A 25,878-nucleotide genomic window follows, 5' to 3' on the forward strand; every position below is an offset into this window, starting at 1 on the left:
TTTCGGTCCGCCTTTTTAAATGGAGTTTGCCCATGTCCTTTCTCCTGGCTCACCTGCTGTCCTGGAGTGCCCTGTTGCTGGTGATCGATGCACTGCTCTGGCATCTCGCACCGTTCAAGCACCGCGTCACCCAGATCGGCTGGCGCACCGGCCTCTTCCTGGCCTTCAGCACGCTCATCATCAATGCAGGCGTCAGCCCGTTGCAGGCACCGTTGTTCGCCGATGATCGCGTGGCGCAACTGGGGGCCACCGCACTCGGGATTCTCTGGTGGCTGTATGCGGCGCGGGTGCTCACCGAAGTCATTGGCCTGGTGCTGATGCGTCGCATCGGCCACAGCGGCCGGCTGTTACAGGATGTGATCGGTGCACTGGTGTTTCTGGCCGCTATCGTCGCCGCGGCGGGCTACGTGCTGGAGCTTCCGGTCAAGGGGCTGCTGGCGACTTCCGGGGTGGTGGCCATCGTGGTCGGCCTGGCGTTGCAGAGCACCTTGAGCGATGTGTTTTCCGGCATCGTGCTCAACACCACCAAGCCGTATCAGGTGGATGACTGGATCTCGATCGACGGCGTCGAAGGCAAGGTGCTGGACATCGACTGGCGCGCCACCCACCTGCTCACCAGCGCCGGCAGTACCGCCGTGGTGCCGAACTCGGTGGCGGCCAAGGCGAAGATCGTCAACCTCAGTCGCCCCAGCAACATGCACGGGGTGTCGATCAGTATTCAAGTGCCTAACCACATTCGTCCGCGTCGAGTCCTCGACGCGTTGGACCGCACGCTCCAAGGCAGCAGCAGCCTGCTCTTGAACCCGGCACCCAAAGCGGTATTGAAAGAGGCTGGCGAAACCCTGTCCGAGTATGTGGCCAGCGGTTTCATCGCCGAACTCGGCAAAAAAAGCGAAGTGCGCAATCAGTTGTTCGACCTGGCCCATCGGCACCTGGAAGCGGCCGGTATTTCCCGGCAGCTCGATGGGGTGATCGAGCCTTCGACGCGGGCGCGAGCCTTGCTCGACGAGGTGAAGATTTTCCGTTCGCTGAGCGAAGACGAACGCGATCAATTGGCGCAGTCCATGACCGCGCAACAGTACGCAGCGGGCCAGGTGGTATTGGGACTGGGCGAAGTGCCCGACAGCCTGTTCGTGATTGCCACTGGCGTCGTCAGTGCTTCGGTGCCCGACGGCTCTGGTCAAACCGAAGCCGGCCGGATGGGGCCGAGCGAGGTCATGGGCGAACAAAGCATCCTCGCCGACACCCCCTCGCAAGCCACGTTCACCACCCTGACTTCGTGCATCATTTACCGCCTCGACAAATCCCTCACCCGCCACTGCATGGAGCAGCGCAGCGAAGTCGGCCAGGCCTTGAACAAGCTGCAAGCCGTTCGGGAGCAGAACAGCCGGCTGGCGCTGATGAGCAAACCGGTACCGATCAAGAAAGGCGGTTTTCTCGGCTGGTTGCAAAAACGCTGAGGCAAAAATGCCCGCGGGTTGGTGCGATGTTGTTCAGCCAGGAGAAAGTGAACCACTGTAGGAGCGAGCTTGCTCCGGGCGGCGTTCCGACGATGGACTCGAGAACACCGCGTTTAGCCAGTAAACACGCGTTATCGTTAACGACCATCGCGAGCAGGCTCGCTCCTACAGGACAGCATTACCCGCAACGCGCGGGCATTTCGCGGTGCCAGTGAGACGGCTTATTTGGCAGTGAACTTGGTATAGCTGTTGATCAGGTTGCGGTAGTTCGGCAGGCGGTTCGACAGCAGATTCGCCAGGCCTTCCATGTCGTTGCGCCAGTCGCCCTGCAGCTCGCACGCCACGGCGAACCAGTTCAGCAGGTGCGCACCGGCCGCCGACATGCGCGCCCAGGCGGCTTGTTGCACGGTGGTGTTGAAGGTACCGGACGAGTCGGTGACGACGAACACTTCATAGCCTTCGGCGATGGCCGACAGGGTCGGGAACGCCACGCAAACATCCGTCACCACACCGGCAATGATCAGTTGCTTGCGACCGGTGGCCTTCACGGCTTTGACAAAATCCGCGTTGTCCCAGGCGTTGATCTGGCCAGGACGGGCAATGAAGGGCGCATCCGGGAATTGCTCTTTCAGTTCAGGCACGATCGGGCCGTTGGGGCCGCTGTCGAAACTGGTGGTGAGGATGGTCGGCAGGTTGAAGAACTTGGCGATGTCACCCAGGGCCAGCACGTTGTTCTTGAACTCGTTGGGCGAGAAATCCTGCACCAGCGAGATCAGGCCGGTCTGGTGGTCAACCAGCAGTACAACGGCATCGTCTTTGTTCAGGCGTTTGTACGGAACATTGCTCATAAGAAACTCCTTGGTGGATGGATATTGCAGGTAGCGCCGGGCCATCGGGCCGGCGCTTTTTTGTATTCGTCAGAAAGCAAAGCACGAGCAGCCGAAAGCGCCCCAGAAACCGGCGAAATCGCTCACCGGTGCATTTGACAGTCGCGCCCGCTCATGGCTGTGGGAGTGCACCTTGCAAGGCCCGCTGCACTGGTGAACCTGCGCCTGCAGCGGCGAGCTCGGCCGCCAGTGCCCCGGCACTTTGACCACCGGCGACCAGTCCGGCAGCACCGGCACACTGGCCGGCCCGAGTTTTTCGAAATCACCGGCGGCGTACACCACCTTGCCGCCGACCACGGTCAACACCGACTCGATCCACTTGATCGCTTCTTCATCGACGCTGAAAAAGTCCGCGCTCAACGCCGCGACGTCCGCCAATTGCCCGACCTTGATCTGGCCCTTCTTGCCCTGCTCGGACGAGAACCAGGCGCTGCCGTGGGTGAACAGTTCCAGGGCGGTCTGGCGCGACAGGCCTTCGGCATGCAATTCCATGCCGCCGACGGTGCGGCCGCTGACCATCCAGTACAGCGAAGTCCACGGGTTGTAGCTCGACACCCGCGTCGCATCGGTGCCGGCGCCCACCGGCACGCCTTCGGCCAGCATGCGTTTGATCGGCGGCGTAGCTTCGGCGGCTTTGGCGCCGTAACGCTCGACGAAATATTCGCCCTGGAACGCCATGCGATCCTGAATCGCGATGCCGCCCCCCAGCGCCCTCACCCGCTCGATGTTTTGCGGGGTGATGGTTTCGGCGTGATCGAAAAACCAGGGCAAACCGTTGAACGGGATGTCGCGGTTGACCTTCTCGAACACGTCGAGCATGCGGCTGATGGATTCGTTGTACGTGGCGTGCAAACGGAACGGCCAGCGCTGCTCGACCAAATGACGCACCACCGGTTCCAGTTCGTCTTCCATGGTTTGCGGCAGGTCCGGACGCGGCTCGAGGAAGTCCTCGAAATCCGCCGCCGAGAACACCAGCATTTCCCCGGCGCCGTTGTGCCGCAGGTAATCGTCGCCCTGGTGCAGGGTCACGCTACTGGTCCAGTTTTTGAAGTCGGTCAGTTCTTCCTTGGGCTTCTGGGTGAACAGGTTGTAGGCGATGCGCACGGTCAGTTGCTGGTCCTTGGCCAACTGCTCGATGACCTGGTAGTCGTCCGGGTAATTCTGGAAACCACCACCGGCATCGATGGCACTGGTCAGGCCCAGGCGGTTGAGTTCACGCATGAACTGGCGTGTCGAGTTGACCTGATACTCCAGTGGCAACTTCGGCCCCTTGGCCAGCGTCGAGTACAGAATCATCGCGTTGGGTCGTGCCACCAGCATGCCGGTCGGCTCGCCATTGGCATCCCGGACAATCTCGCCGCCCGGCGGGTTCGGGGTGTTGCGGGTATAACCGGCCACGCGCAGCGCCGCGCGGTTGAGCAAGGCGCGGTCATACAAATGCAGGACGAACACCGGGGTATCGGGCGCGGCCTGGTTCAGTTCCTCGAGGGTTGGCATGCGTTTTTCGGCGAACTGGAATTCGTTCCAGCCCCCCACCACCCGCACCCACTGCGGCGTCGGCGTACGATCGGCCTGGTCCTTGAGCATGCGCAAGGCATCGGCCAGGGACGGCACGCCTTCCCAGCGCAGTTCGAGGTTGTAGTTCAGGCCGCCACGGATCAGGTGCAAGTGCGAGTCATTGAGGCCCGGAATGACGCAGCGCCCCTTGAGGTCGATCACTTGCGTGGCCGAACCGCGCAGGGCCATCGCTTCGGCATCGCTGCCCACGGCGACGAAGCGGCCGTCGCTGATGGCCACCGCGCTGGCGAGTGGCTTCTCACGGTCAACGGTATGAAATTGGCCATTGAACAGAATCAGATCGGCGTTCATCGCGTTTCCTTGGTCTGGGTGGATGAGGATAGCCAAGGCGCGAACAAACGCGTTGCCATTGGCATGAACAGGTACACCACCGACAACACGATGGTCAGGGTGATCAGGAAGGTCGCGACCACGTAGTTGGAGAGCCAGGCATTGAGCTTCAACAGCGGCCCCCAGAGCAGCGGCACCAGCAAGGTGTGCGGCAGAATCACCAACAGCGTCACCACGGCCTGCTTCCAGCGTGGCGGCGGCGAGCCCGCCTCGGACGCTGGAGCGAACCAGAACTCGTTCACCGGGTTGACTTCGGTCTGGTCACCGTCGGCCAGCATGGGTGTGGCTTCGCTGATCAGCGCCTGACGCTGCTCCGAGTCGAGCCAGCGTTGCATCGCCTCGGTGGAGCAAAACCGCAAGACGCAGGTGTAGGTGTCGAGGCCGGCGTGCTTGCCACGAACCACGTCCACCCCCAAGTGCCCGTCCCACTGCCCGGCCACTCGGACAATGTTGCGCAGCCAGGCTTCGTAAGGCGCTTCAAACCCGGCCTTGACCCGGTGCTTGATGATCAGTGTCACGACCTCTTCGAAACCGCGCACAGGTGTGTCGAGCAAATTGGATTCAGGCATAACGAAAGGCTCCGGAAAATCGGTGATTGAACGCCAGCGGCCCCGGCCCGGCGATGAGGATGCTGGTGAACAGAATCAACAGCAGCCAGCCGAACTGGCCTTCGGCCAAGCTCCATTGCGGATGCACGATCAACAACGCCACCAGCAGCACAAACAGAACAGGCAAGCAGGCCAGGCGCACCAGCACCCCGGCGACGATCAGCAACGGGCACAGCACCTCGGCAAAAATCGCCAGCATCAGCGTGAGATTCGCCCCCAGGTGGAACGGGTCTTCAATGCGCTGCAACTCGACAGCGTAGTTGAGCAGCTTCGGCAAACCATGCACCCACAACAGGAACAACGCCGCGCTGACCCGCAAGAAAAGCAGCCCGACGTCCCTGGCCCGTTCATCCCAACGCGAAACAATCATGACCGCCCCGCACAAATGAAAAACGACCGGCATGAAGGCACCGGAACTTGATTCGATAGTGACGGGGCCAGGACGGGAAAAATTGGATGTACGTGCTCTTTTTGCGCGGGGCTCGTGGCCACGGGGCGACGTAGGCGCCTGTAGGAGCGAGCCTGCTCCGGGCGGCGTTCCGACGATGGTCGTCAACGATGACGCGGGCTGTCTGAATGCCCGCGTTGCCCGGACGTTCATCGCGAGCGGGCTCGCTCCTACATTGGATAAGGTGCACCAGCAGATGATTGGTTGGCTGTCAGGCCGCCATCGCTGGCAGGCCAGCTCCCACAGTAGATCTGGTACACCGGCGGGTAATTGGTTGGCTGTGAGGCCGCCTTCGCTGCGATGCGGCGCCCCGACAAGCCAGCTCCTGCAGTAGATCAAAGGCGACCACGATCAAGCCGGAATCGGCAACGGCACCGACATGAACTGACTGATCCGCGAACGCAACCAACGCTCCGCCGGATCATTGTCATGCACCCCGCTCCAGGCCATCGACAGTTGCGCCGCGTCGATGGGGAACGGCGGGTCTTCGGCACGCAAGCCACACCCTTCCACCAACGCACAGGCCGCATAGTCCGGCACCGTGGCGATCATTTCGGTGCCGGCGAGCAAGGCGCGCAAGCCACTGAACTGCGGCACACCCAACACCACCCGGCGGGTGCGACCGAGCTTGGCCAGGTCCAGATCAATGTTGCCGCTCAGGTCCCCGGAAAACGACACCATGGCATGGGGCCGTTCACAATATTCGTCCAGGGTCAGGGTCCCCGGCCGCTTGTCGCCACGCAGCACTTTGCAGGGAATGTCGCGCAGTTTCTTGCGCTTGGCATTGGCCGGCAGGTCCGTGGTGTAGCTCACGCCCACGGAGATTTCCCCCGATGCCAGCAACGCCGGCATCAACAGGTAATTGGCCCGGCGCACGACCACGACAATGCCTGGCGCCTCTTCTTGCAGCTGACGCAACAGCGGTGGAAACAAGCCGAACTCGGCATCGTCCGACAGGCCGATACGAAACACTTCGCAACTGGTCGCCGGGTCAAACTCCTTGGCCCGGCTGACCGCCCCGGAGATGGTGTCCATCGCCGGTTGCAGCTCCTTGAGAATCGCCAGCGCCCGCGCGGTCGGCTCCATGCCACGGCCATTGCGCAACAGCAGCGGGTCATCGAACAGGTCGCGCAACCGCCCCAGGGCAGCACTGACCGCCGGTTGGCCCATGAACAGCTTTTCCGCCACGCGGGTCAGGTTTTTTTCGAACATCAAGGCTTCGAAAATCACTAGCAGATTCATGTCTACACGGCGCAGATCGTTACGGTTCATGGGCACGGTTCCCTTGTGTGATTAACCAGGCGCGAAGGCAATGATTGTCTCTGACTTTACTGAAAACTGCCCGCTTCACCCGGGAGGAATTAACAACGTTTAACTCGTCAGGCACAGGGCCGCGCCCAAGAATGAAAACCTCTGCGCAGAGCTGTTTTTCTTCCAGAGGGAAGGCACTGGCCAACAGGCCGTACGCCGTTGCGTTCCCACCGACACGGACATTGGACATGGTTTATTCACAGCAAACCGCCGCCCGCGCCCCGGTCCGCGAACCGTGCAACACCAGCAGTGGCGGGCTCAGTCCGCAGCGCGAACGGCTGGTGAAACAACTGATCCTCGATCGCCTCGGCGAAAGCCTGGAAGTCACCGAACTGGCCCGGGCCTGCGCCCTCTCGCGCAGTCATTTCTCCCGTGCGTTCAAATGCAGCACCGGCTATTCGCCCCAGGAATGGATTCGCCAGCAGCGCATCGCCCGGGCCAAGCTGTTGATTCAACACACTGACCTGAGCCTCACGCAAATCAGCCTCGAATGCGGCTTTTGCGATCAGGCGCACTTCTGTCACATGTTCACCCGCAGCGAAGGCATCAATCCGTTTGCCTGGCGCTGCCGGGTGGTACGCTCCGTCCTTCAATTGTCCCTGTAAGCCCACGGTTTGCCGGCGCTGGCGATTTCACGATCACCTTCGTCGGCAAGCCGTGCTGCTGCAGGGTTGCGTTATCGCGATGCAACCCTGCGGTGGTTCTCCAGGACTTAACCCTTCAGAAACGCCAGCAAATCGCTGTTGAGTTGATCCTTGTGGGTGTCCGTCAAGCCATGGGGCGCGCCAGGGTAGACCTTCAACGTAGAACCCTTGACCAGCCCCGCCGAAGCGATGCCCGCCGCCTCGATCGGCACCACCTGATCGGCGTCGCCGTGTACCACCAGGGTCGGCACGTCGAACTTCTTCAGGTCCTCAGTGAAGTCGGTTTCCGAAAACGCCTTGATGCAGTCGTAGGCGTTCTTGTGGCCGGAGGTCATGCCCTGCATCCAGAACCAGTCGATCATGCCTTGGGACGGCTTGGCGTCAGGTTTGTTGAAGCCGAAGAACGGGCCGCTGGCGAGGTCTTTATAGAGTTGCGAACGGTTCGCCAGTGAGGCCTGACGAATGCCGTCGAACACCTCGATCGGCAGCCCGCCGGGGTTGGCCGCCGTCTTGAGCATCAGCGGCGGCACCGAGGAAATCAGCCCGGCCTTGGCCACCCGACCGGTGCCATGACGACCGATGTAGCGCGCCACTTCGCCGCCTCCGGTGGAGAAACCGAACAGCACGGCGTCGCGCAAATCCAGGTGTTCGATCAGTTGCGCCAGGTCATCGGCGTAGGTGTCCATGTCGTTGCCAAACCACGGCTGGCTGGAACGGCCGTGCCCACGCCGGTCGTGGGCGATGACGCGGTAGCCCTCGGATGCCAGGAAGATCATTTGCGACTCCCAGCTGTCGGCATTCAACGGCCAACCGTGGCTGAAGACAATCGGCTGACCGGTGCCCCAGTCCTTGTAGTAGATCTCGGTGCCATCGCGGGTGGTGAACGTGCTCATGAGGCGTGCTCCTTTACGTCGGGGTTGGGGTGATGCAATGGGATACGGGCCCCATGCGCTCGGCCAGCCGCGCCACCCGCTCACCCAAATGGGCGGCGGTGCAGCGGTCTTCAGGGGGCGGCGCCAGGTCGGGGGACTGTTCGACATTCGACTGGGCCATGGCGCCCAGCGAACTGCCCAGCCGGTTCAATTGCCCGTCGAACACGCCGGTGCCAGAGCGCGCGGGCAACAGGTCGAGGCCGACCCAGATCATCGAATGCTGGGCGGCGAACACGGCCATTTGCAGCAAGGTATTGAGTTTGTCGCCGCACAGGCAGCCGGAATTGGTGAAGCCGGCTGCCAGCTTGTCGCGCCACGGCTGCGCCAGGTAAAACGCGGCCGTGGCTTCCATGAAGCCCTTGAAGGCGGCGGAGGCGCTGCCCATGTAGGTCGGGGCGCCGAAAATGATCGCGTCGGCCTGGTGCAAGTGCTCCCAGTGCTCGTCCACCTCTTCTACCGCGATCAGCCGGCAGGTGCTGCCCAGGTGCCGCTCCACCCCTTGCGCCACGGCTTCGGCCATGACCCGGGTGTGGCCGTAGCCGCTGTGATAGACCACGACCACCTTGCTCATTGCGGTGTCCTCCAGACAGGCAAAATCCATGTAGGTGCCGCCGCAGGCTGCGCTTGATTTTAGAAGCTAAAATCAACGATTCGCAGGCGACGGCAACGCTTACAGGATTGGAGTTTTGGGTGTAGAGCGGACGCAGGACGAGTTAAACGTTGTTAATTTTTCCTGGCGCGCCAAAAGCCTCGACCGCACCTTTGTCAGCTTCGGCCCCAATCAACACGGGACCGGGCAATAGGCTGGCAAACACAGCGGTCGATACTGGCATCATGCAGTCATCCGAGCCATGCATTGCGTTCGGGAAATAACCTGATAAACATGTTTGAAAGCCGCGAACTAGACGTATGCGATCAGGAGTAAACCGTTGACCTTTCCCCCCGAGCAGGCTGTCCATTTCGGACCCTACAGGATCTACCCCGGACAACGCCTCGTGATGGAGGCCGAGCGGCCCCTGCGCCTGGGCCGGCGGGCCATGGATATCCTGTTGATCCTGCTGGAACACGCCGGGAATGTGGTCAGCAAGCAACACCTGATGACCGAAATCTGGCCCAACAGCGTGGTGGAAGAAATCAACCTGCGGGTGCACATGGCTGCCCTGCGCAAGGCGCTGGGGGACGGTCAGGCCGGTCAGCGCTACATCGTCACCGTGGCTCAGCGTGGCTACAGCTTTGTCGCGCCGTACTCGCTGGAGCACATCGAGCTCGACCGGCCAAGCGAGCCGGTTGAATCGAGCAGCCATAACCTGCCCCTGCGCCGCACCCGCATGATCGGCCGGCAAGCGCTGGTCGACAGCCTGATGACGCACCTGCCGCACCAGCGTTTCATCACCCTGGTCGGCCCCGGCGGGATCGGCAAGACCACCGTGGCGCTGCGGGTCGCCGAACAGCTGATCGGTCGCTATCGGGACGGAATTCGCCTGCTGGACCTGGCGCCGATCCACGATCCGTCGATGATCACCGGTCATCTGGCGACGCTGCTCGAGCTGTCCCTGCATGATGCAGAACCCTTGAACAACCTCGCCATGTTCCTGCGTGAACGCCAGATGCTGCTGGTCATCGACAATTGCGAGCACCTGATCGACAGCGTGGCGCTGCTGTGTGAAAGCCTGCTGCGTGGCGCGCCGCATCTGCACATCCTGGCCACCAGCCGCGAGTACCTGCGGGCTGAAGGCGAATTCGTTCAACGCCTGGAGTCCCTGGACTGCCCCCCGCCCATCGCCGTGCTGGACCGCGCCCAGGCCCTGAATTTTTCCGCGCTGCAACTCTTCGTCGAACGGGCCATGGCCAGCCACGACAGCTTCGAATTGACTGATGCCGATCTGCCGCGGGTCATCGATATCTGCCGTCGCCTCGATGGCATCCCGCTGGCGCTGGAACTGGCGGCCGGGCAAGTCGCCAGCCTTGGCCTCGAAGGTTTGCTCAGGCAACTGCAAGGCAGCTTTCGCCAGCTCACCCCGCACAACCAGTCAGCCCTGGGTCGGCATCAGACCCTGCGCGCCACCCTGGACTGGAGCTTCGATCTGCTCAGTGTCTGCGAACAAACGTGCCTGCGCCGACTCGGGTTGTTCCGTGGCGGCTTTACCCTGACGTCGGCAGCGGCGGTGATCGTCGGCGAACAGGTGGAAACGCGCGAGGTGTTTGGCTCGATCACGCAACTGGTGGCCAAATCCCTGCTGAACGTGGACGTCGGTGACGAAGAGGTGTTCTACCGTCTGCTCGACACCACGCGCAGCTATGCCCTGGAAAAACTCGAACAGGCCGGCGAGTTGCCCGCCACCCGCGAACGCCATGCCGAACGCTGCCTGGCCTTGATGCATCAGGCGCAAAACGACTGGGAGCACATTCCGACCGGCCTGTGGATCGAGCGCTATGCCCGTAGCCTGGAAGACGTCCGTTCGGCACTCGATTGGGGCTTGGCCGTAACGGGGCCGCACACCCTGGCGATCCGTCTGACGGCGACCTCGACGCCCCTGTGGCAGGAACTGTCGCTGCTCAAGGAGCACGGCGGGTATGTGCGCAAGGCGCTGGCCTTGCTCGAAGCGGCGCCCGAGCCCTGCCCGCGCTTGAAAATGTCCCTGAAACTGGCCTTGGGCAGCGCCTGTTATCACGCTCAGGGCGGCACGGCGGAAACCATCGAAGCCTTCGTCTGCGCCCGCGCCCTGGCCAGGCGCTGTGACGATGTGGCCGGGCAATTGCGTGCGGTGTCCGGGCATCTGGCGGTCAACCTCAGCTGCGGCAACTATCAAATGGCCCTGGAACAGAGCCAGCAATTCGACCGCCTGGGGCTCAACGGCGATGCGGTACTGGACCTCAGTACCCACCGCCTGCGGGTACTGGCCCTGCACTTCGCCGGGGATCAGCATCGGGCACGGATGAATGCCGAGGAAGTCCTCCAGCGCATGGCCCACAGCGGCCATCTCAACCGTTTCACCCATGGTTTTGGTGTGCAATATGACCAGAGCGTTGCCGCCCTGACCATCCTTGCGCGCATCCTCTGGATCCAGGGCCAACCGGAACAGGCCTGGCGCACGGCCCGACAGGCGCTGGACATTGCGCTGCAGATCAATCACGGCACGTCCATCTGCTACACCCTGGCACTGTCGGGTTGCCTGATCGCCCACTACAACGGCGACACCCGCACCGCCCGCGAGCTCTTGTACCTGCTGCAGGAACAGGCGCAAAAACACTCGGTACAGCTGTTCTATTCCTGGGCTCAGCACTATGCGCGGGTCATCCACCGTGCCGACGCGCCGGCATTGCCAGGCCCGGGCGCGGGTTTGATCAAGGAAATCATGGTCACGCTGGACAGCACACTCATCGATGACGATTTGCTGCAACGCGCCGACACCGGCGCGGCGGGCTGGTGCACGGCAGAGATTCTGCGGGCCCGGGCCGACGCACTGCTGGCAGCCGGCAGCCCGGTGAACCACGACGCTGCCGAGAGCGTGCTGATCAGGGCGCTCAATGTAGCGCAGCACCAGGGGGCCCTGGCCTGGGAGTTGCGCAGCGCCACTTCGCTGGCGCGGCTGTTTCAGCGTCAGGGACGCTATCGGCAAGCTCATGAGCTGCTGGCGCCGATCTACCAGCGCTTTACCGAAGGCTATGCCACCCCGGACCTGATTGCCGTGCGACGCCTACTCGGCGAGTTGCAGGAGCACTTGCCGGCCTGATGGCTTGGGTGCCCGAGCGATGTGAGTGGCGTAACGCATTTCGAAGGTGCATAAGGCGCCACTGTGTTCGAGTTTTTCCAGGGCATAGCGGCGGGTGGTGTTGAGAAAACGGTAGCGCGTCAGCCCATCGACCTGTTCGCGCGACAGCAGCGATTTGAGCGCCAGGCCCTCCATCACGTGGCGCAGGGTGGCGGGCAACAAGGTGGCGCAACTGATCACACCCATCGCGGCGTCCAGGGTAAACGCCGACTTGAACACCGCCAGACGCTGCAGCACGATTTGTTCCACCGGGCTCAGCCGCTCATAGCTCCAGTCCAGGGCGGCCTTGAGCGTCTGGTGGCGCGGCACGGCGGTGCGTCGCCCCTGGGTCAGCAGTTGAAAACAGTTACCCAGCTGGGCTTGCAGCCCCACCAACGCCAACGCATCGATCTGCGCCGCCGCCAGCTCTATCGCCAGGGGCAAGCCGTCGAGGTGCTGACAGATTTCGCGTATGGCCTTGAGGTCCTGTTCGCGCAAGGCAAAGCTTTGTTGGCGGGCTCGGGCACAGCTGACAAACAGCTGCACCGCCGAATAGCCCATGACCTCGGCGACACTGCCCAGGGCCGACGCTTTCGGGACCAGAAGCGGTGGCAGCAACTGGACCGATTCTCCCTTGGCCAACAGCGGTTCGCGGCTGGTGGCGAGAATCGACAGCCGGGGTGCCGCGATCAGCAGCGCCTCGACCAGTGTCCGGCAACGTTCGAGCAGGTGCTCGCAATTGTCGAGAACCAGCAACGCATGCCATTGCCCCAGCGCATCGAGGTCGGCGCCCACCTCCAGATCCAGGGTGCTGGTCAGATGATCGACCACTTGCGCCGGGTCATCGATCATCGCCAGATCCACCCGCCACACTCCGTCACGGTAATGCTGCAGCAGCAGCTCGGCGACTCGCACGGCCACGGTGGTCTTGCCGATGCCGCACGGCCCGACCAGGGTCATGAAGCGTCGTACCGGCAGTTGCCGCACCAGGCTGCCGACCACCGCATCGCGACCGGTGACCGGTGTCAGGCGCGCGGGCAGATTGTGCTGAGGTTTCTGTAGGTTTTCGAAGGCGACGGACGCGGCCGCCGCGGCCTGGCGCACCGGTGCGACGAAGCTGTAACCACGCTGGGGAATGTTGACGATGTAACAGTGACCGTTCTGCCCGTCACGAAAGGCCCGGCGCAGTGCGGCGATGTGCACGCGCAGGTTGATTTCCTCAACCACCGACCTTGGCCAGACCTGAGCGATCAGTTCGTCTTTGCTGACCACCGAGCCGGCGTGCTCGACCAGCACCTGCAAAATATCCAGGGCCCGTCCGCCCAGGCGCAGCGGCTGATCGCCTTCCACGACCAGGCGTTGATTCAGATGGAACGCGAAGGGGCCGAAGTGCAGCACCGTGTCGCCGTTGATATCTCTGAGGCTATTCATGCATCGTCACCTGCTGGAACCTGCCCGGCACGCGAGTCCATCCAGGCTCCGTACCTTCCTTGCAATGAGTTCAGCGATATCTTGGCAGGCTTGGGTGACGGTACAACTGCCACAGGGGGAGCGTCACGGCCATTACGGTGCGCACGACGGACACGGGCTAGCTGAACTGCTCTCGGTACTGGGTCGGGGTCAGGCCAAGCTTTTCACTGAACAGAAAACGCATGTGTCGCACGCTGCCAAAGCCACTCTTGAACGCCACGGTCTTGAGCGGTAAATCGCCGGTTTCCAGGAGGTTGCGGGCACGGTCGATGCGGGCACTTTGTAGAAACTCCATGGGCGTCATGTCGACTTCCCGGGCAAACACCCTGGCGAAATGCCGTGGGCTCATGCTGGCCAGACTGGCCATGCGCTCGATGCTGAAGGCTTCGTCGAGGTGTTCGAGCACATGGTTCTGCACCCGGGTGATGGCCGTTTCATGGGGGGCCACCGCCGCCATCAACGGACTGAACTGTGCCTGACCGCCCTGGCGTTTCATCACCACCAGCAGCACCTTGGCCACATCCTGGGCGACTTTTTTGCCATGGTCTTCAGCGACCACCGCCAGCGCCAGGTCGATGCCCGCGGTCACGCCTCCAGAGGTGATGAGGTTGCGGTCCTGGACGTAAATCTGGTCAGTCTCTACGGTGGCCCTGGGGAAGCCCTTGATCAGGCGCTCGGTGTAGTGCCAGTGGGTGGTCACGCGAAAGCCGTCGAGCAGACCGGCATGGCCCAGCACAAACGCCCCGGTGCAGATCGAGCCATAGGTTCGGGATCGACTGACGTTGTGCTTGAGCCACTCGAGCAAGGGCGGATGTTTTTCGTTGTAGGCACCGGGGCCGCCGGGCACCAGCAGCAAATCAAAGCCGTCACAGGCCTGGTCGATAGGCTGGTCGGCCTGCACCTTCACGCCATTGGACGCCCGCAGTGCGCCGGGTTCAGTGCCGATGGTCGTCAGCACATAGTGGTCGGCGGGTTTGAGATAGCGGTTGGCAATGGAAAATACCTCCATCGGCCCGGCCATATCGAGCAGGAGAAAGTTGGGGAACAGCACCATTGCCACGGTTTTCATGGGTTTGAATCATCATTGAAATCAAGGAAGACCCGCGCATCGAACCCGCAGGAGCAAGTCCGCCCCCACAGGGTTCGCGCCCGGCATTAAAAATGTGTGTTGAGCATTATGGCTAAATTCACGGCGAACGTCGGTGATTCATTTCGCAAAACTGTCAACCTGAGGGGGACAGTATTTCAATTTTCATCTACTTATTGCATCAACGAGTAAATATTAACCTTCTCCTCACTCGGACGAATCAACGTCCCCACAGGAGATTTCATCATGCTGACCCTTCGCAAAGCCTCGGAACGCGGCGCCGCCAATCACGGTTGGTTGAAGTCGTTCCATACCTTCTCCTTCGCCAACTACCGCAACCCACGGGAGCAAGGCTTCTCCGACCTGCTGGTGATCAACGACGACCGCGTGGCGGCCGGCAAAGGCTTCGGCCAGCACCCGCACCGCGACATGGAGATTTTCTCCTACGTGCTCGAAGGCGCGCTGGAACACAAGGACACCCTGGGCACCGGTTCGGTGATCCGCCCCGGCGACGTGCAGCTGATGAGTGCCGGCAGCGGCGTGGCGCACAGTGAATTCAATCATTCGGACAGCCGGCCGGTGCACTTTCTGCAGATCTGGATCGTGCCGGACGTCAGCGGCGCCAAGCCACGCTACCAACAGGAGCACTTCAGCACGCAGAAAAAACGCGGTCGCCTGCAGCTGATCATCTCCCCCGACGGCGCCCAGGGTTCGTTGAAGGTGCGTCAGGATGCGCGGGTGTACGCAGGACTGATCGATGGCAAGGAAAGTGCGACCCTGGAACTGGCCGCCAACCGCTATGCCTACGTGCACGTGGCTCGTGGCAGTGTCGAACTTAACGGTTTGTCGTTGCAGGAAGGCGATGGCGTACGGGTTCGCGAGGAACAGCTGTTGACCTTGAGCAACGGCGTGGATGCCGAAGTCCTGGTGTTCGATCTGCGTCCGCAAGAGTTGCCAGAAATGCCTTGAACACCAACTGTAAGGCCAGGGAGCTTGCTCCCTGGCCACCGTTTATTCCCCTGTCCCTGCAAACCCCGCGACAATCTCATCGATCACCGCCCGCACCCGGGCGGTATGCCGCAAGTCCGCGTGGGTCACCAGCCAGACGTCATAGGGCAGCGGCCGCGTCCGCTCGGGCCATAACCTGACCAGCCCGTCCCTCTCCCCCAAGTACACCGGCACCTCCCCCAGCCCGACGCCTGCCGCGATGGAGCGGCGCACCAACAGACTGGAACTCAGGCTGGCGACGATCCGCCCACGCCCCAAGGGCTCGTTGACCAGGCTCATGTCTTTGCCGGCCTGCAAATAAGGCTGATACACCACCAGATCATGCCCCTCGAAGGCCGCTCCCGGCTCCGGCACGCCGTGGGCGTCCACATAATCCTGTGAGGCGAACAGGCCCACGGGCCAGCGGGCGATTCGCCGGGCGATCAGGTCGGGGTTATCCGGCCGGGTATTGCGCACGGCGATGTCGGCTTCGCGTTTGGCCAGGCTGAGGATTTGTGTCGAGGCGTCCAGTTGCACCCGCACATCAGGATGCAATTGATGCAGACGGGCGACGGCCGGAATCAGGAAGTCGATGGCCAGGGAATCGGTGGTGGTGACGCGCACGGTGCCGGTGAGCCGATCATCGAGGCCCTGGATTCGGCGCTCCAGTTCCAGCGCCGAAAGCTCCATTTTCTCCACCGCGCGCATCGCTGCTTCGCCTACCGCCGTCAGGGCATAGCCTTCGGAGGTACGCAAAAACAACGTTGCGCTCAAGGACTTCTCCAGCGCCGTGATTCGCCGCCCTACGGTGGCCTGATCCACCCCCAGCACCCGCGCGGCTCCGCGCAGCGTTGATTCGCGGCAGACCGCGAGAAATACCCGTGCGTCATCCCAGTTCATAAGGCCTCTCCCCGACTGATGCACATTCGCATCGCTGCAACGTGAAATTGCAGCATTATTGCATCATAAATCCCCGATATGCTGGCCTCCAGAGTAAACCCACAGGACAAAGCTCATGCTCAACGCCTCATCTCCCACCCCTGCCCCGCGCAGCGCAATCTGGATGCCGATCTTCGCCGGCCTTTGCGCCAGCCTGGTCAGCATCGGTCTGGCGCGTTTTGCCTACACGCCGTTGATTCCCTCGCTGATCCAGGCCCACTGGTTCAGCGCCAGTGACGTGGTATTTCTCGGCGCCGCCAATCTGGTGGGCTATCTGATCGGCGCGCTGATCGGTCACCCGCTGGCTCGGCGCACCTCCAACAATACTGCGCTGCGCCTGATGATGCTGGCGGTGACCCTGGCGTTTTTCGCCTGTGCCTTTCCGTTGTCGGTGAGCTGGTTTTTCGCCTGGCGCTTGCTGTCCGGCATTGCCGGTGGCGCGATCATGGTGCTGGTGGCGGCAACGGTGTTGCCGCATGTGCCGGCTTCGCGCAAAGGCCTGGCCAGTGGCGCGATCTTTCTCGGGATTGGCCTGGGCATCGCCGGGTCGGGGACGATCGTTCCGCCACTGCTGAGCCTGGGCCTGCAACAAACCTGGCTCGGCCTGGGCGTGCTGGCGCTGGTCCTGACTGCGGTCAGCTGGTTCGGCTGGCCATCGGCCACACCCCATGCGCTGGCGACCACGCCGACCGATAGCGCGTCAACGGCGACAAACCCGAGTGTCTACCTGTTGTTTGCCCAGTACGCGTTCATGGCGGCCGGGCTGGTGCCGGCCATGGTATTCCTGGTGGACTACGTGGCCCGCGGGCTGGGGGCCGGGCAACATGTCGGCGCGCTGATTTGGGTGATGTACGGCCTCGGGGCGATTGTCGGACCGGTGAGCTACGGCTTTCTGGCCGATCAACTGGGGGCGAAATTGAGCATTCGACTGGTGCTGGCAGTGCAAGCGATTGCCGTTGGCCTGCTGTCGATCTCCAGCGCTTTTTGGGCACTGGCCTTGCTGGCGGTGATCCTCGGTTCGTTCCCGCCCGGCATCGTGCCACTGGCCCTGGCGCGGGTTCACGAACTGATTCCCGGACATCACCAGCAGCAGATCGCCTGGAGTCGCGCCACCGTGTCCTTTGCCACCTTCCAGGCCATCGCCGGTTTTGCCTACTCGGCGCTGTTCAACGCCAGTGGCGGCCATCACGCCCTGATGTTCGTGATCGCGGCCGGGGCTATCGTCGTTGCATTGCTGTTGGAACTGGCGGTGCGTTTATCGGGCCAACCGAAAGAGGCTGCCTGCATCAAACCGACCGTTGCGTGAACCAGACAGCCCCCATGCGGGACCGCGCTTGCCCGCGATGAGGTCGACACCTTCAACATTGATCGCGCCTGCCAAACCGCCATCGCGAGCAAGCTCGCGCCTACAGTTATTCAAATGTTTCAATTCCTGAGAGGTAACAAACATGACCCTCCCCCAAACCATGACCCAGATTGAAATCACCCAGCCCGGTGCACCCGAAGTCCTGCAACCGCGTCAGGTACCCTTGCCTGTGGCGGGCCCCGGCGAAGTGCTGATCCGCGTGCACGCCGCCGGGGTAAATCGTCCTGACGTGCTTCAACGCGCCGGGAAGTACCCGATGAAACCCGGCATGAACCCGATTCCGGGGCTGGAGGTGGCCGGTGAAGTGATCGCCATCGGTTCAGGAGTCAGTGACTTCATGGTCGGCGACAAAGTCTGCGCACTGACCAACGGTGGCGGGTATGCCCAGTATTGCGCCGTCCCGGCCAGCCAGACGCTACCGACTCCCGAGGGCATGGACTGGGTGCAAGCGGCAGCGGTCCCGGAAACCTATTTCACGGTATGGGCCAATCTGTTCGACATGGGCGGCGCCAGCAAAGGCCAGCGAGCGCTGATTCATGGTGGCACCAGCGGCATCGGCACCACTGCACTCATGTTGTGCCGCGAGTTCGGCATCAAGGCATTCGCCACCGCGGGCAGCGAGGAAAAGTGTGCGGCGATCCGTCAATTGGGGGCCGAAGCGATCAACTACCGCGATCAGGACTTCGTCCAGGTCATTCAGGAAAAAACCGCCGGCCAGGGGGTTAATGTCGTTCTCGACATCATGGGCGGTTCGTACCTGAACCAGAACATCGCGGCATTGGGCATGGACGGCCGAGTGGTGATGCTCGGTTTTCTCGGTGGCGCTCATGCCAGGGACGTCGATCTGCTGGCGATCATGGGCAAGCGCGCGGTGATCACCGGCTCGCTGTTGCGCGCACGCACCCGAGAAGAAAAAGCCTCGATCGCCGAACAACTGCATGAGTATGTCTGGCCCGTGCTCGCCGCCGGGCGGTGCCGGCCGATGATCGACCAGGTCTATGCGCTCAACGATGCGGCCCAAGCCCATACGCGCATGGAAGGTGGCGATCACATTGGCAAGATCGTGCTGCGTGTGGATTGATATCCGCGCAAATCCCTGTGGGCGCATGCCTGCTCCCGAAAGCGGCCTGGCAATTGACATGAATGTGGAATGTCACAGCCTCATCGCGAGCAAGCTCGCCCCCACAAGTCGAAATTATTCCTGTTGCCGGCACACATCTGTTAAAACGCGCACTTCATGTCTGTGCCGGTAGACCACCCGATGCCCTCTGCTTTTCTCACCCGTTTGCGCCCACGCTGGCTACCGCTGCTGTGCATGGCCGCGCTGCTTGTCGGCCTGCCGGTGAGTTGTGGCGCACTCAAGTACAAAGAGCGCGAGCTGCTGTTTCGCATCGAACCGGGCACGGCCGGCTGGTATCGCGGCTTGCCGGGGGACGTTCAGGAGTTCGATATCAAGCCCGCGAGCTTCAAGGCCGGGCAGAACCTGCATGCCTGGTGGTGGCCGGCGGCGCGCCGCGATGCGCCGGCGATTCTCTACCTGCATGGCGTGCGCTGGAACCTGACCGGCCAGGCGTTTCGCATCGAGCAATTGCGCGCCATGGGGTATTCGGTGCTGGCCATCGATTACCGAGGGTTCGGCCAGAGCCACGGTGACCTGCCATCGGAAGCCAGCGTTTACGAAGACGCCCGGGCCGCGTGGGAGCGTTTCACGGCCATGCAGCCGGATGCCGGAAAGCGTCTGATCTACGGTCACTCACTGGGCGGCGCGGTGGCCATCGACCTCGCCGCCGACCTGGCCGCGCAGGCGAAAAAGGATCATGTTGCGGTGCCGGTGCGCGGCCTGGTGATCGAATCCACCTTTACCTCGCTGGGCGATGCGGTGGCGGAAGTCGCCGACAACAACCTGCCGGTCAACTGGCTGCCGGTGCGCTGGCTGCTGTCGCAGAAGTTCGACTCCATCGACAAGATCGTCGACATCGACATGCCGTTGTTGGTGGTCCATGGCCTGGCCGACCCGTTCATGCCGTCGCGATTCAGCCAGCAGTTGTTTAATGCGGCCAACGAACCCAAGCGCTTGTTGCTGATCCCCGGCGGTACGCACAACAACAGCATGAGCCTGGGCGGCAGGCAGTATCGCCAGGCACTCGACAGTTTGATGAAGGCCAGCTAAGCCTGTTACGCACCCGGCAAAGCGTTATGCGGATTCACTTTGCCGGGCTTGATCCGTTAATCAGGCCTCGATGTGCAGCCCCTGTGTTCTCTCGATCGGCTCCTGTCTGGCTTTCTTACGTAGCTGATCCAGCCAGGAATCTGTTGATGTCAGTTCCAGCGCGCTTCTTTTAAACAACAATCCATAGTCAATCATCTTATGGAAGTTATTCAGGTCCAACGTCACCTTACACTCGAACTGTTTTTTATCCAGTTCGACTAGCTCAACCACGGCCTTGGCGTGGTTGAACGTCAAGGATTGCAGGTCCTTTCTCTTGTTTAACAGGATGTTCAACATGTCTTTTTCATAGTCCGTCAGAACGTTCGGGGGCGCAGTGACTTGCAACTGGCCGTTATCGGCGACCGTGTAGCCGAACGGTTTTGCGGCCAATTGGGGCCATTTGCTGTGAAGATCGGCTTTGAAGTCGGAGTAGATTGCGTCGATTTCTTTGAGCGCATCGGCTGCGCGGGATTCTTTTGCCCAGAGGATTGTAAATCTAAAGCTGTCTATCCGACTGTATAGACCAACGTACCCGGCGCCTAAAGGGGATGTATCAATAAAAGCCTCCACTGCATCCAAGTCATCCATGGTGAGGCCTGTAATAGCAGGCGCCTGGAGTTTCTCGATGGCCAACCTCACTTTCTTATCAATCAGCGGCTTTTCTGCTTCGTCTGGTGGGTTGTGTTCAGTGGTTGCCTTCACCATTTTCGGGTTGGGCATTTGAGTTGATGCAGCGGCATTTATATTCATATCAACTTCTCGTCATGGGGATTCCATGTTGCATAACGGCCAGAACGGGAAATGGATGACCTGATAAATGCGTAGGATAAATCCGAACAACAAGTAGGTATTTTCGAGTAGGTCGTTGCTGACCAAGATAAAAGGCCTGCTGTAACGCCAGCGATAAATATGTACCGTCTTTTACAAAGAGGAGAACGCTTAAATACAGATGCCTGCTTGGGCACAACCGCTCCAGAACTTTTACTTCTGGCATCTGATTTAAATTATGAGAACGTCATCATGTGGATTACTTGCTTTAAAAATATCGGGGTACGCTCGGTGCTATTGTTTTGGGGAATGTTCCTGGTGGCCGGCGTAGCACCGGCGATGTCTTTTACAATCTGGGCTTTTGGCTGATCCAGATTCAAGGAAAAGAAGCCTCAGGGGTGGGAGGCCATAACGTGCCGAACGTTTCGTTCGCGCAGATCTGTTATCAACGGATGTTGCATAACTAAGCATCAGCATTCCGAATAAGAAGCAGGTATTTTCCAGAGGGTTATTGTTGGCTGTTACTCAGCGATAACCCCGCGCCTGCAGATCGAACAACTGCGCATAGCGCCCGCCCTGGGCCAGCAGATGCTCATGATCGCCGCGCTCGAGCACCTTCCCCTGATCGAGGACGATGATGTGATCGGCGTTGCGCACGCTGGAAAAACGGTGAGAAATCAGCAAGGTCATGCGGTCCTGGGTGTGCTGGCTGAAATGCTCGAACACCGCGGCTTCCGCCGCCGGATCGAGCGCCGAGGTCGGCTCGTCCAGAATCAGGATATCGGCATCGCGACGCATGTACGCGCGGGACAACGCGATCTTCTGCCACTGCCCGCCGGACAGCTCCTGGCCACCGGCAAACCAGCGCCCCAGTTGCGTGGCATAGCCGCGATCCAGACGTTCGATAAAGGGCGCGGCCATGCCCTCGGCAGCGGCCTCCTGCCAGCGCTGTTGATCGTCGAACGCCAGGGTATCGCCCACGCCTATGTTCTCGCCGACGGAGAACTGGTAGCGAATGTAATCCTGGAAAATCACGCCGATACGCCGACGCAATGCATCTTCCTCCCAGGCCTGCAGGTCGCTGCCATCAAGCAGGATGCGCCCCTGATCGGGCCGGTATAAGCGGGTCAACAGTTTAATCAGCGTGGTCTTGCCCGAACCGTTCTCCCCCACCAGCGCCAGGCTGTGGCCGGGGACAAGGTGCAGATCGATGCCTTCCAGCGCCGCACGACTGGCGCCCGGGTAACGAAAACCGACATTCTCGAAACGCAAGCCATCGCCGGGCACCGCACCGACGGTGAGGTGGCCAGTGTCGACCACCACGGGTTCGGCCAAGTATTCGTAGAGGCTCGAGAGGTAGAGGCCATCTTCGTACAGACCGCTGATGGCGCTCAGGCTGCTGCTCACCGCCGTCTGACCCTGTTTGAACAACACCAGGTACATGGTCATCTGTCCGAGGCTGATGCTGCCGTGCACGGCATCGACCACCACCCAGGCATACGCCAGATAAAACGCCCCGGTGCCCAGCAAGCCGAGAACGAATCCCCAGCCATCGCGGCGCAGGGTCAGGCGCCGGTCTTCGGCGTAGAGACGGGCAAACGTATCGCGATAGCGCTGCAACAACAGCGGCGCGAAACCGAACAGTTTGACCTCCTTGATGTAGCCCTCGTGGGAGAGCAGCGTCTCGATGTAGGACTGTTGTCGGCTCTCTGGCGCACGGCGGGTAAACAGGCGAAAGGCGTCTCCGGAAAAATGCGCCTCGGCAAAGAACACCGGCAACGCACCGACCACCAACAGCACCAGCGCCCACGGCGAAAAATGCACCAGCAGCACGCCAAAACTGATCAATACGATCAGGTTCTGGATCAGCCCCAACGACTTCATCACCAGGGCCAAGGGTCGGGTCGAGGCTTCGCGGCGCACCCGCACCAGCTTATCGTAGAACTCGGAATTCTCGAACTGCACCAGCGACAATGTCTGGGCCTTTTCCAGAATCATCGTGTTGACCTTCTGCCCCAGCTGCACGCGCAGCAGCGACTGCTGGACCGACAGCGCGCGCTGGGTGGCGGACAATAATGCCAACACACCCGCCTCCATCAGCACATAACGCACCACCGGCCACAACGGCGCACTGCCCTGTTGCGCATGCAACTGCATGGCGAACACCACGGCGTCGACGATGCGCTGCCCCAACCAGGCCGCGAGCGCTGGAAGAACGCCGGCAATCAGCGTCGCCAGCACCAGACCGAGAAACAACCCGCGCGAGGTACCCCAGACCAGCAGCAGGGCACGTCGGGCCTGGTCGAGCAGTGAGGTGAAGCGAATCAGTAAGGCGCTCACGCCTCGGACTCCACTGAAGTGCCGGCCCGCTCCCCCTGATACCGGGCCCGATAGCGCCCCGGGCTCTCCCCCGTCCACTTCTTGAACGCGCGGTGGAACGCACTCGGTTCCTGAAAACCCAGCTGTTCGGCGATGTCGCTGATGCTTGCCCGACTTTCCCGCAATTGCTCGAACGCCACGGCACGCCGTACTTCGTCTTTGATCTCTTGATAGGAACACCCTTCACGCTCGAGTTTTCGGCGGAAGGTGCTGGGGCTCAAATGCTGTTCGAGGGCGAAGGCCTGCAAGGTCGGCCAATCACTGTAATGGCTGCTGCGCAAACGCTGATGCACCTGGGACGCCAGGCCATGCTGGTTGCGGAAGCGGATCACCAGCCATTGCGGCGCGGTGCGCAGGAACACTTTGAGCGAAGCCAGGTCCTGAACCACCGGCAAACGCAGATAGTGACTGGCGAATTCTATTTCGGTGCGCTCGGCGCCAAAGGTCAGATTCGGCCCCCAGAGCAGTCGGTCATCGCTCAGCGGCAGACGCTTGTGGCGAAAGTCGGCACGGTCGATCGGGATGCGCCGGCCACCGAGCCAGCACAGCAGACTGATCATCAGCACCAGGTACGTTTCTTCGCCGAAGCGGCTGGCGTCTTCGGTGGCCGAATGGCTGTCAAGGCTGATGACGGCGCGTTTACCGCGCACGGTCAGGGTGCCGCGAAAGTCGCGCAGGAACAGGCCGAAATTGACCAGGCACTGGCGCATGGCCTTGTGCAGGTCGGGTTCCTGAATCAATGCCCGACAAATCAGGGCGAAAGCGCCCGGTGGCATGCCATGGGAGTCGAGTCCGAAAAACTCGTCGTTCAACTCGCGGATCTGGATCAGCCACAAAGCCGCAAACGCATTGGCCGGCACCCGCGCCATGGGCTGCCGGATCACCGCCGGATCGATGCCGGCCTGCTCAAGCACGGCCCGCACCCGCTGCGGGTCGTCCCCTATCCCGTGGAGCATTGCCTGTACGAAGTAGGCGGCCACTGAGTCCTTTTCCCGCATGTGAACGCTTCTCTCCCCATCACCCGAAATGGCAAAAAACATCAGTGCCGTTGAACAGTTTCGGCATAGGACAACCGCCCCGCCAGCTCTAGACTCCGGGCCAATAGTACGCCTTCGGCCATCACGGCGGCCAAGGTATCGCAAGGTTTTACTGGAAGGACGGCAAGATGAATCTGCAAAACATTGGCGTGATCGGCGCCGGCACCATGGGTAACGGTATTGCGCAAGTCTGCGCCCTGGCCGGTTTCAGCGTGACCTTGATCGATATCTCCGAGAGCGCGCTGCAAAAAGCCCTCGCCACTGTCGGCAAAAATCTCGATCGGCAGGTCGCCAAGGAAACCCTGACGCCGGAGCAAAAACTCGCCGCCCTCGACAAGATCCGCACCAGCACCGAATACGCCAGCCTGAAAGGCGCGCAACTGGTGATCGAAGCGGCGACCGAAAACCTCGATCTGAAACTGCGAGTGCTGCAACAGATCGCAGCCCAGGTCAGCGCCGACTGTGCGATCGCCTCCAACACCTCGTCGCTGTCGATCACCCAACTCGCCGCCAGCGTTAGCCAGCCTGAGCGTTTCATCGGCCTGCACTTCTTCAATCCGGTGCCCGTGATGGGCCTGATCGAAGTCATCCGCGGCCTGCAGACCAGCGACACCACCCATGCCCTGGCACTGGAAATGGCGACCAAACTTGGCAAAACCGCGATCACCGCCGGCAACCGTCCGGGTTTTGTGGTGAACCGGATTCTGGTGCCGATGATCAACGAAGCCATCCTGGTGTTGCAGGAAGGCTTGGCCAGCGCCGAGGACATCGACGCCGGCATGCGCCTGGGCTGCAACCAGCCGATCGGCCCGCTGGCTCTGGCGGACCTGATCGGCCTGGACACCCTGCTGGCGATCATGGAAGCCTTCTACGAAGGCTTCAACGACAGCAAATACCGTCCGGCGCCACTGCTTAAGGAAATGGTCGCCGCCGGTTACCTGGGACGCAAAACGGGGCGCGGCTTCCATGCCTATGCCTGAGCGTTGCTCGCGTTTCGCCGAATACCGGGACAAGGTGCTGGAGCTCTTTGCCAGCAAAGGTTTCGGTCAGGTCGGCATGCGTGAGCTCGCCACGTGCCTGGGGCTTTCCCCAGGCTCGCTGTATCACCATTACCCGAGCAAACAGCACTTGCTGCTCGATCTGATCGAGGAGTTCTACGAAGAGCTGTTGGCCACCCTCGGGCGTATCGAGAAAAAAGCCCCGGCCAGGCGTGATCGACTCAACAATCTGATCCGCGCGCACTTGAACCTGCATCGCGACATGCCATGGCATTTTCGTCTGGCAGAGCGCGACGGCGGCTGCCTGAATGAAGAGCAACAGGTACGGGTTCAGCATCTGCGCGAGCAATACGAGCGCAAGTTGCTGCTGATGCTCGGCGCGCGTTCGCGGTTCAGTGAGGCGGGCCAGTTGGCGGCCGGGCACGCCATTGCCGCGCTGCTCAACAGTGCGCCCACCTGGTTGACCTCGCACACACTCGATGAGCGCGAGCACGACGAGCTTCTGGAAAGCATGGTGAGCGGCGCCATCGAACGCCTGCTGGCGCCACGCCGCGCGAGCGAGGCAATAAGCCTGGCCTCGTCTATCGAGAAAACATCTAAAAAAATCCAGGCTCCCGCCACGACTTAGCGCTTTGCTTGCCGGGTCAATGCCATCGGAATTTTGCCGTCGAACGCAACGTCCAATCCG

Annotated in this window: 23 protein-coding genes; 10 read left to right on the forward strand and 13 right to left on the reverse strand. The window is 61.5% G+C overall.

Features of this window, described 5'->3' with window-relative positions:
- Window positions 1–32 precede the first annotated feature (32 nt).
- Window positions 33–1,460, forward strand: a complete 1,428-nt coding sequence (locus BLV61_RS05130; protein ID WP_090463130.1) for a mechanosensitive ion channel family protein — start codon at window positions 33–35, stop codon at window positions 1,458–1,460.
- 221 nt (window positions 1,461–1,681) lie between these two features.
- Here BLV61_RS05130 and ycaC read toward each other — a convergent pair whose 3' ends face one another.
- The 5 genes from ycaC to BLV61_RS05160 form a co-directional block, all read right to left on the reverse strand.
- On the reverse strand, window positions 1,682–2,308 hold the full coding sequence (gene ycaC / locus BLV61_RS05140) for an isochorismate family cysteine hydrolase YcaC (RefSeq protein WP_090463135.1): 627 nt from the start codon (window positions 2,306–2,308) through the stop codon (window positions 1,682–1,684).
- A gap of 69 nt (window positions 2,309–2,377) precedes the next feature.
- A complete protein-coding gene (locus tag BLV61_RS05145; protein ID WP_090463138.1) occupies window positions 2,378–4,216 on the reverse strand; it encodes an amidohydrolase in 1,839 nt (612 codons plus the stop codon).
- On the reverse strand, window positions 4,213–4,824 hold the full coding sequence (locus tag BLV61_RS05150; protein WP_047530731.1) for an antibiotic biosynthesis monooxygenase: 612 nt from the start codon (window positions 4,822–4,824) through the stop codon (window positions 4,213–4,215). The genes BLV61_RS05145 and BLV61_RS05150 overlap by 4 nt, the downstream gene beginning before the upstream one ends.
- Window positions 4,817–5,233 carry a DoxX family protein gene (locus tag BLV61_RS05155; protein WP_047538863.1) on the reverse strand — a complete coding sequence of 139 codons (417 nt, stop codon included), beginning with the start codon at window positions 5,231–5,233 and terminating at the stop codon, window positions 4,817–4,819. Before BLV61_RS05155 ends, BLV61_RS05150 begins: the two co-directional genes overlap by 8 nt.
- A 429-nt stretch (window positions 5,234–5,662) precedes the next feature.
- Window positions 5,663–6,583, reverse strand: coding sequence for a LysR family transcriptional regulator (locus BLV61_RS05160; RefSeq protein WP_047530733.1), 921 nt, complete (start codon window positions 6,581–6,583; stop codon window positions 5,663–5,665).
- A 227-nt stretch (window positions 6,584–6,810) separates the two neighbouring features.
- Between BLV61_RS05160 and BLV61_RS05165 the strand changes: the two genes are divergently transcribed.
- Window positions 6,811–7,227 (forward strand): helix-turn-helix domain-containing protein, encoded by a 417-nt coding sequence (locus BLV61_RS05165; RefSeq protein WP_090463140.1) that lies wholly within the window; start codon window positions 6,811–6,813, stop codon window positions 7,225–7,227.
- Window positions 7,228–7,334: 107 nt separating this feature from the next.
- On the opposite strand, the gene BLV61_RS05170 is transcribed toward BLV61_RS05165, so the two are convergent.
- Both BLV61_RS05170 and BLV61_RS05175 read right to left on the reverse strand, forming a co-directional pair.
- Window positions 7,335–8,159 carry an alpha/beta fold hydrolase gene (locus tag BLV61_RS05170; RefSeq protein ID WP_047530737.1) on the reverse strand — a complete coding sequence of 275 codons (825 nt, stop codon included), beginning with the start codon at window positions 8,157–8,159 and terminating at the stop codon, window positions 7,335–7,337.
- Window positions 8,160–8,172: 13 nt separating this feature from the next.
- Window positions 8,173–8,769: a flavodoxin family protein gene (locus BLV61_RS05175; protein ID WP_090463143.1), complete on the reverse strand. Its 597-nt coding sequence runs from the start codon at window positions 8,767–8,769 to the stop codon at window positions 8,173–8,175.
- Window positions 8,770–9,127: 358 nt separating this feature from the next.
- Here BLV61_RS05175 and BLV61_RS05180 point away from each other — a divergent pair, with 358 nt between their 5' ends.
- Window positions 9,128–11,932: an ATP-binding protein gene (locus tag BLV61_RS05180; RefSeq protein ID WP_090463146.1), complete on the forward strand. Its 2,805-nt coding sequence runs from the start codon at window positions 9,128–9,130 to the stop codon at window positions 11,930–11,932.
- Here the strand turns inward: BLV61_RS05180 and BLV61_RS05185 are convergent.
- Together BLV61_RS05185 and BLV61_RS05190 are read right to left on the reverse strand one after the other, a co-directional pair.
- The gene (locus BLV61_RS05185; RefSeq protein ID WP_090463149.1) at window positions 11,897–13,381 is read right to left on the reverse strand and encodes an ATP-binding protein; all 1,485 of its coding nucleotides are present in this window, start codon (window positions 13,379–13,381) and stop codon (window positions 11,897–11,899) included. The genes BLV61_RS05180 and BLV61_RS05185 overlap by 36 nt on opposite strands.
- A gap of 157 nt (window positions 13,382–13,538) precedes the next feature.
- On the reverse strand, window positions 13,539–14,489 hold the full coding sequence (locus tag BLV61_RS05190) for a GlxA family transcriptional regulator (RefSeq protein WP_090463152.1): 951 nt from the start codon (window positions 14,487–14,489) through the stop codon (window positions 13,539–13,541).
- Between the two features lie 264 nt (window positions 14,490–14,753).
- On the opposite strand from BLV61_RS05190, the gene BLV61_RS05195 reads away from it, so the two are divergent.
- Window positions 14,754–15,476, forward strand: coding sequence for a pirin family protein (locus BLV61_RS05195; RefSeq protein WP_047530747.1), 723 nt, complete (start codon window positions 14,754–14,756; stop codon window positions 15,474–15,476).
- A gap of 42 nt (window positions 15,477–15,518) precedes the next feature.
- Here BLV61_RS05195 and BLV61_RS05200 read toward each other — a convergent pair whose 3' ends face one another.
- Window positions 15,519–16,394, reverse strand: a complete 876-nt coding sequence (locus BLV61_RS05200; protein ID WP_047530749.1) for a LysR family transcriptional regulator — start codon at window positions 16,392–16,394, stop codon at window positions 15,519–15,521.
- 115 nt (window positions 16,395–16,509) lie between these two features.
- Between BLV61_RS05200 and BLV61_RS05205 the strand changes: the two genes are divergently transcribed.
- The 3 genes from BLV61_RS05205 (at window position 16,510) to BLV61_RS05215 (ending at window position 19,969) form a co-directional block, all read left to right on the forward strand.
- Entirely contained in the window at window positions 16,510–17,739 is a 1,230-nt protein-coding gene (locus BLV61_RS05205; protein ID WP_047530751.1) for a YbfB/YjiJ family MFS transporter, read from the forward strand.
- Window positions 17,740–17,881: 142 nt separating this feature from the next.
- Complete coding sequence (locus BLV61_RS05210) at window positions 17,882–18,880, forward strand: NAD(P)H-quinone oxidoreductase (protein WP_090463155.1); 999 nt, start codon at window positions 17,882–17,884, stop codon at window positions 18,878–18,880.
- 180 nt (window positions 18,881–19,060) lie between these two features.
- Complete coding sequence (locus BLV61_RS05215) at window positions 19,061–19,969, forward strand: alpha/beta hydrolase (RefSeq protein WP_090463158.1); 909 nt, start codon at window positions 19,061–19,063, stop codon at window positions 19,967–19,969.
- 60 nt (window positions 19,970–20,029) lie between these two features.
- On the opposite strand, the gene BLV61_RS05220 is transcribed toward BLV61_RS05215, so the two are convergent.
- Complete coding sequence (locus tag BLV61_RS05220) at window positions 20,030–20,758, reverse strand: hypothetical protein (protein WP_090463161.1); 729 nt, start codon at window positions 20,756–20,758, stop codon at window positions 20,030–20,032.
- A 159-nt stretch (window positions 20,759–20,917) separates the two neighbouring features.
- Here BLV61_RS05220 and BLV61_RS30755 point away from each other — a divergent pair, with 159 nt between their 5' ends.
- Window positions 20,918–21,145: a hypothetical protein gene (locus BLV61_RS30755; protein ID WP_139213604.1), complete on the forward strand. Its 228-nt coding sequence runs from the start codon at window positions 20,918–20,920 to the stop codon at window positions 21,143–21,145.
- Between the two features lie 156 nt (window positions 21,146–21,301).
- Here BLV61_RS30755 and BLV61_RS05225 read toward each other — a convergent pair whose 3' ends face one another.
- Together BLV61_RS05225 and BLV61_RS05230 are read right to left on the reverse strand one after the other, a co-directional pair.
- The gene (locus tag BLV61_RS05225) at window positions 21,302–23,116 is read right to left on the reverse strand and encodes an ABC transporter ATP-binding protein (protein WP_090463164.1); all 1,815 of its coding nucleotides are present in this window, start codon (window positions 23,114–23,116) and stop codon (window positions 21,302–21,304) included.
- Window positions 23,113–24,153: an AraC family transcriptional regulator gene (locus tag BLV61_RS05230; RefSeq protein WP_090463166.1), complete on the reverse strand. Its 1,041-nt coding sequence runs from the start codon at window positions 24,151–24,153 to the stop codon at window positions 23,113–23,115. Before BLV61_RS05230 ends, BLV61_RS05225 begins: the two co-directional genes overlap by 4 nt.
- A gap of 167 nt (window positions 24,154–24,320) precedes the next feature.
- Here BLV61_RS05230 and BLV61_RS05235 point away from each other — a divergent pair, with 167 nt between their 5' ends.
- A complete protein-coding gene (locus BLV61_RS05235; RefSeq protein WP_047530760.1) occupies window positions 24,321–25,172 on the forward strand; it encodes a 3-hydroxybutyryl-CoA dehydrogenase in 852 nt (283 codons plus the stop codon).
- Window positions 25,159–25,818: a TetR/AcrR family transcriptional regulator gene (locus BLV61_RS05240; RefSeq protein ID WP_090463169.1), complete on the forward strand. Its 660-nt coding sequence runs from the start codon at window positions 25,159–25,161 to the stop codon at window positions 25,816–25,818. Before BLV61_RS05235 ends, BLV61_RS05240 begins: the two co-directional genes overlap by 14 nt.
- Window positions 25,819–25,878 lie beyond the last annotated feature (60 nt).

The sequence above is a fragment of the Pseudomonas mohnii genome, assembly GCF_900105115.1.
GTDB classification, from domain to species: domain Bacteria; phylum Pseudomonadota; class Gammaproteobacteria; order Pseudomonadales; family Pseudomonadaceae; genus Aquipseudomonas; species Aquipseudomonas mohnii.

Bases quoted from the DNA above. Each gene is read 5' to 3' on its own strand.
- BLV61_RS05130 (WP_090463130.1), top strand. From the start codon at position 33: ATGTCCTTTCTCCTGGCTCACCTGCTGTCCTGGAGTGCCCTGTTGCTG.
- ycaC (WP_090463135.1), bottom strand. From the start codon at position 2,308: ATGAGCAATGTTCCGTACAAACGCCTGAACAAAGACGATGCCGTTGTA.
- BLV61_RS05145 (WP_090463138.1), bottom strand. From the start codon at position 4,216: ATGAACGCCGATCTGATTCTGTTCAATGGCCAATTTCATACCGTTGAC.
- BLV61_RS05150 (WP_047530731.1), bottom strand. From the start codon at position 4,824: ATGCCTGAATCCAATTTGCTCGACACACCTGTGCGCGGTTTCGAAGAG.
- BLV61_RS05155 (WP_047538863.1), bottom strand. From the start codon at position 5,233: ATGATTGTTTCGCGTTGGGATGAACGGGCCAGGGACGTCGGGCTGCTT.
- BLV61_RS05160 (WP_047530733.1), bottom strand. From the start codon at position 6,583: ATGAACCGTAACGATCTGCGCCGTGTAGACATGAATCTGCTAGTGATT.
- BLV61_RS05165 (WP_090463140.1), top strand. From the start codon at position 6,811: ATGGTTTATTCACAGCAAACCGCCGCCCGCGCCCCGGTCCGCGAACCG.
- BLV61_RS05170 (WP_047530737.1), bottom strand. From the start codon at position 8,159: ATGAGCACGTTCACCACCCGCGATGGCACCGAGATCTACTACAAGGAC.
- BLV61_RS05175 (WP_090463143.1), bottom strand. From the start codon at position 8,769: ATGAGCAAGGTGGTCGTGGTCTATCACAGCGGCTACGGCCACACCCGG.
- BLV61_RS05185 (WP_090463149.1), bottom strand. From the start codon at position 13,381: ATGAATAGCCTCAGAGATATCAACGGCGACACGGTGCTGCACTTCGGC.
- BLV61_RS05190 (WP_090463152.1), bottom strand. From the start codon at position 14,489: ATGAAAACCGTGGCAATGGTGCTGTTCCCCAACTTTCTCCTGCTCGAT.
- BLV61_RS05195 (WP_047530747.1), top strand. From the start codon at position 14,754: ATGCTGACCCTTCGCAAAGCCTCGGAACGCGGCGCCGCCAATCACGGT.
- BLV61_RS05200 (WP_047530749.1), bottom strand. From the start codon at position 16,394: ATGAACTGGGATGACGCACGGGTATTTCTCGCGGTCTGCCGCGAATCA.
- BLV61_RS05205 (WP_047530751.1), top strand. From the start codon at position 16,510: ATGCTCAACGCCTCATCTCCCACCCCTGCCCCGCGCAGCGCAATCTGG.
- BLV61_RS05210 (WP_090463155.1), top strand. From the start codon at position 17,882: ATGACCCTCCCCCAAACCATGACCCAGATTGAAATCACCCAGCCCGGT.
- BLV61_RS05215 (WP_090463158.1), top strand. From the start codon at position 19,061: ATGCCCTCTGCTTTTCTCACCCGTTTGCGCCCACGCTGGCTACCGCTG.
- BLV61_RS05220 (WP_090463161.1), bottom strand. From the start codon at position 20,758: ATGAATATAAATGCCGCTGCATCAACTCAAATGCCCAACCCGAAAATG.
- BLV61_RS30755 (WP_139213604.1), top strand. From the start codon at position 20,918: ATGTACCGTCTTTTACAAAGAGGAGAACGCTTAAATACAGATGCCTGC.
- BLV61_RS05230 (WP_090463166.1), bottom strand. From the start codon at position 24,153: ATGCGGGAAAAGGACTCAGTGGCCGCCTACTTCGTACAGGCAATGCTC.
- BLV61_RS05235 (WP_047530760.1), top strand. From the start codon at position 24,321: ATGAATCTGCAAAACATTGGCGTGATCGGCGCCGGCACCATGGGTAAC.
- BLV61_RS05240 (WP_090463169.1), top strand. From the start codon at position 25,159: ATGCCTATGCCTGAGCGTTGCTCGCGTTTCGCCGAATACCGGGACAAG.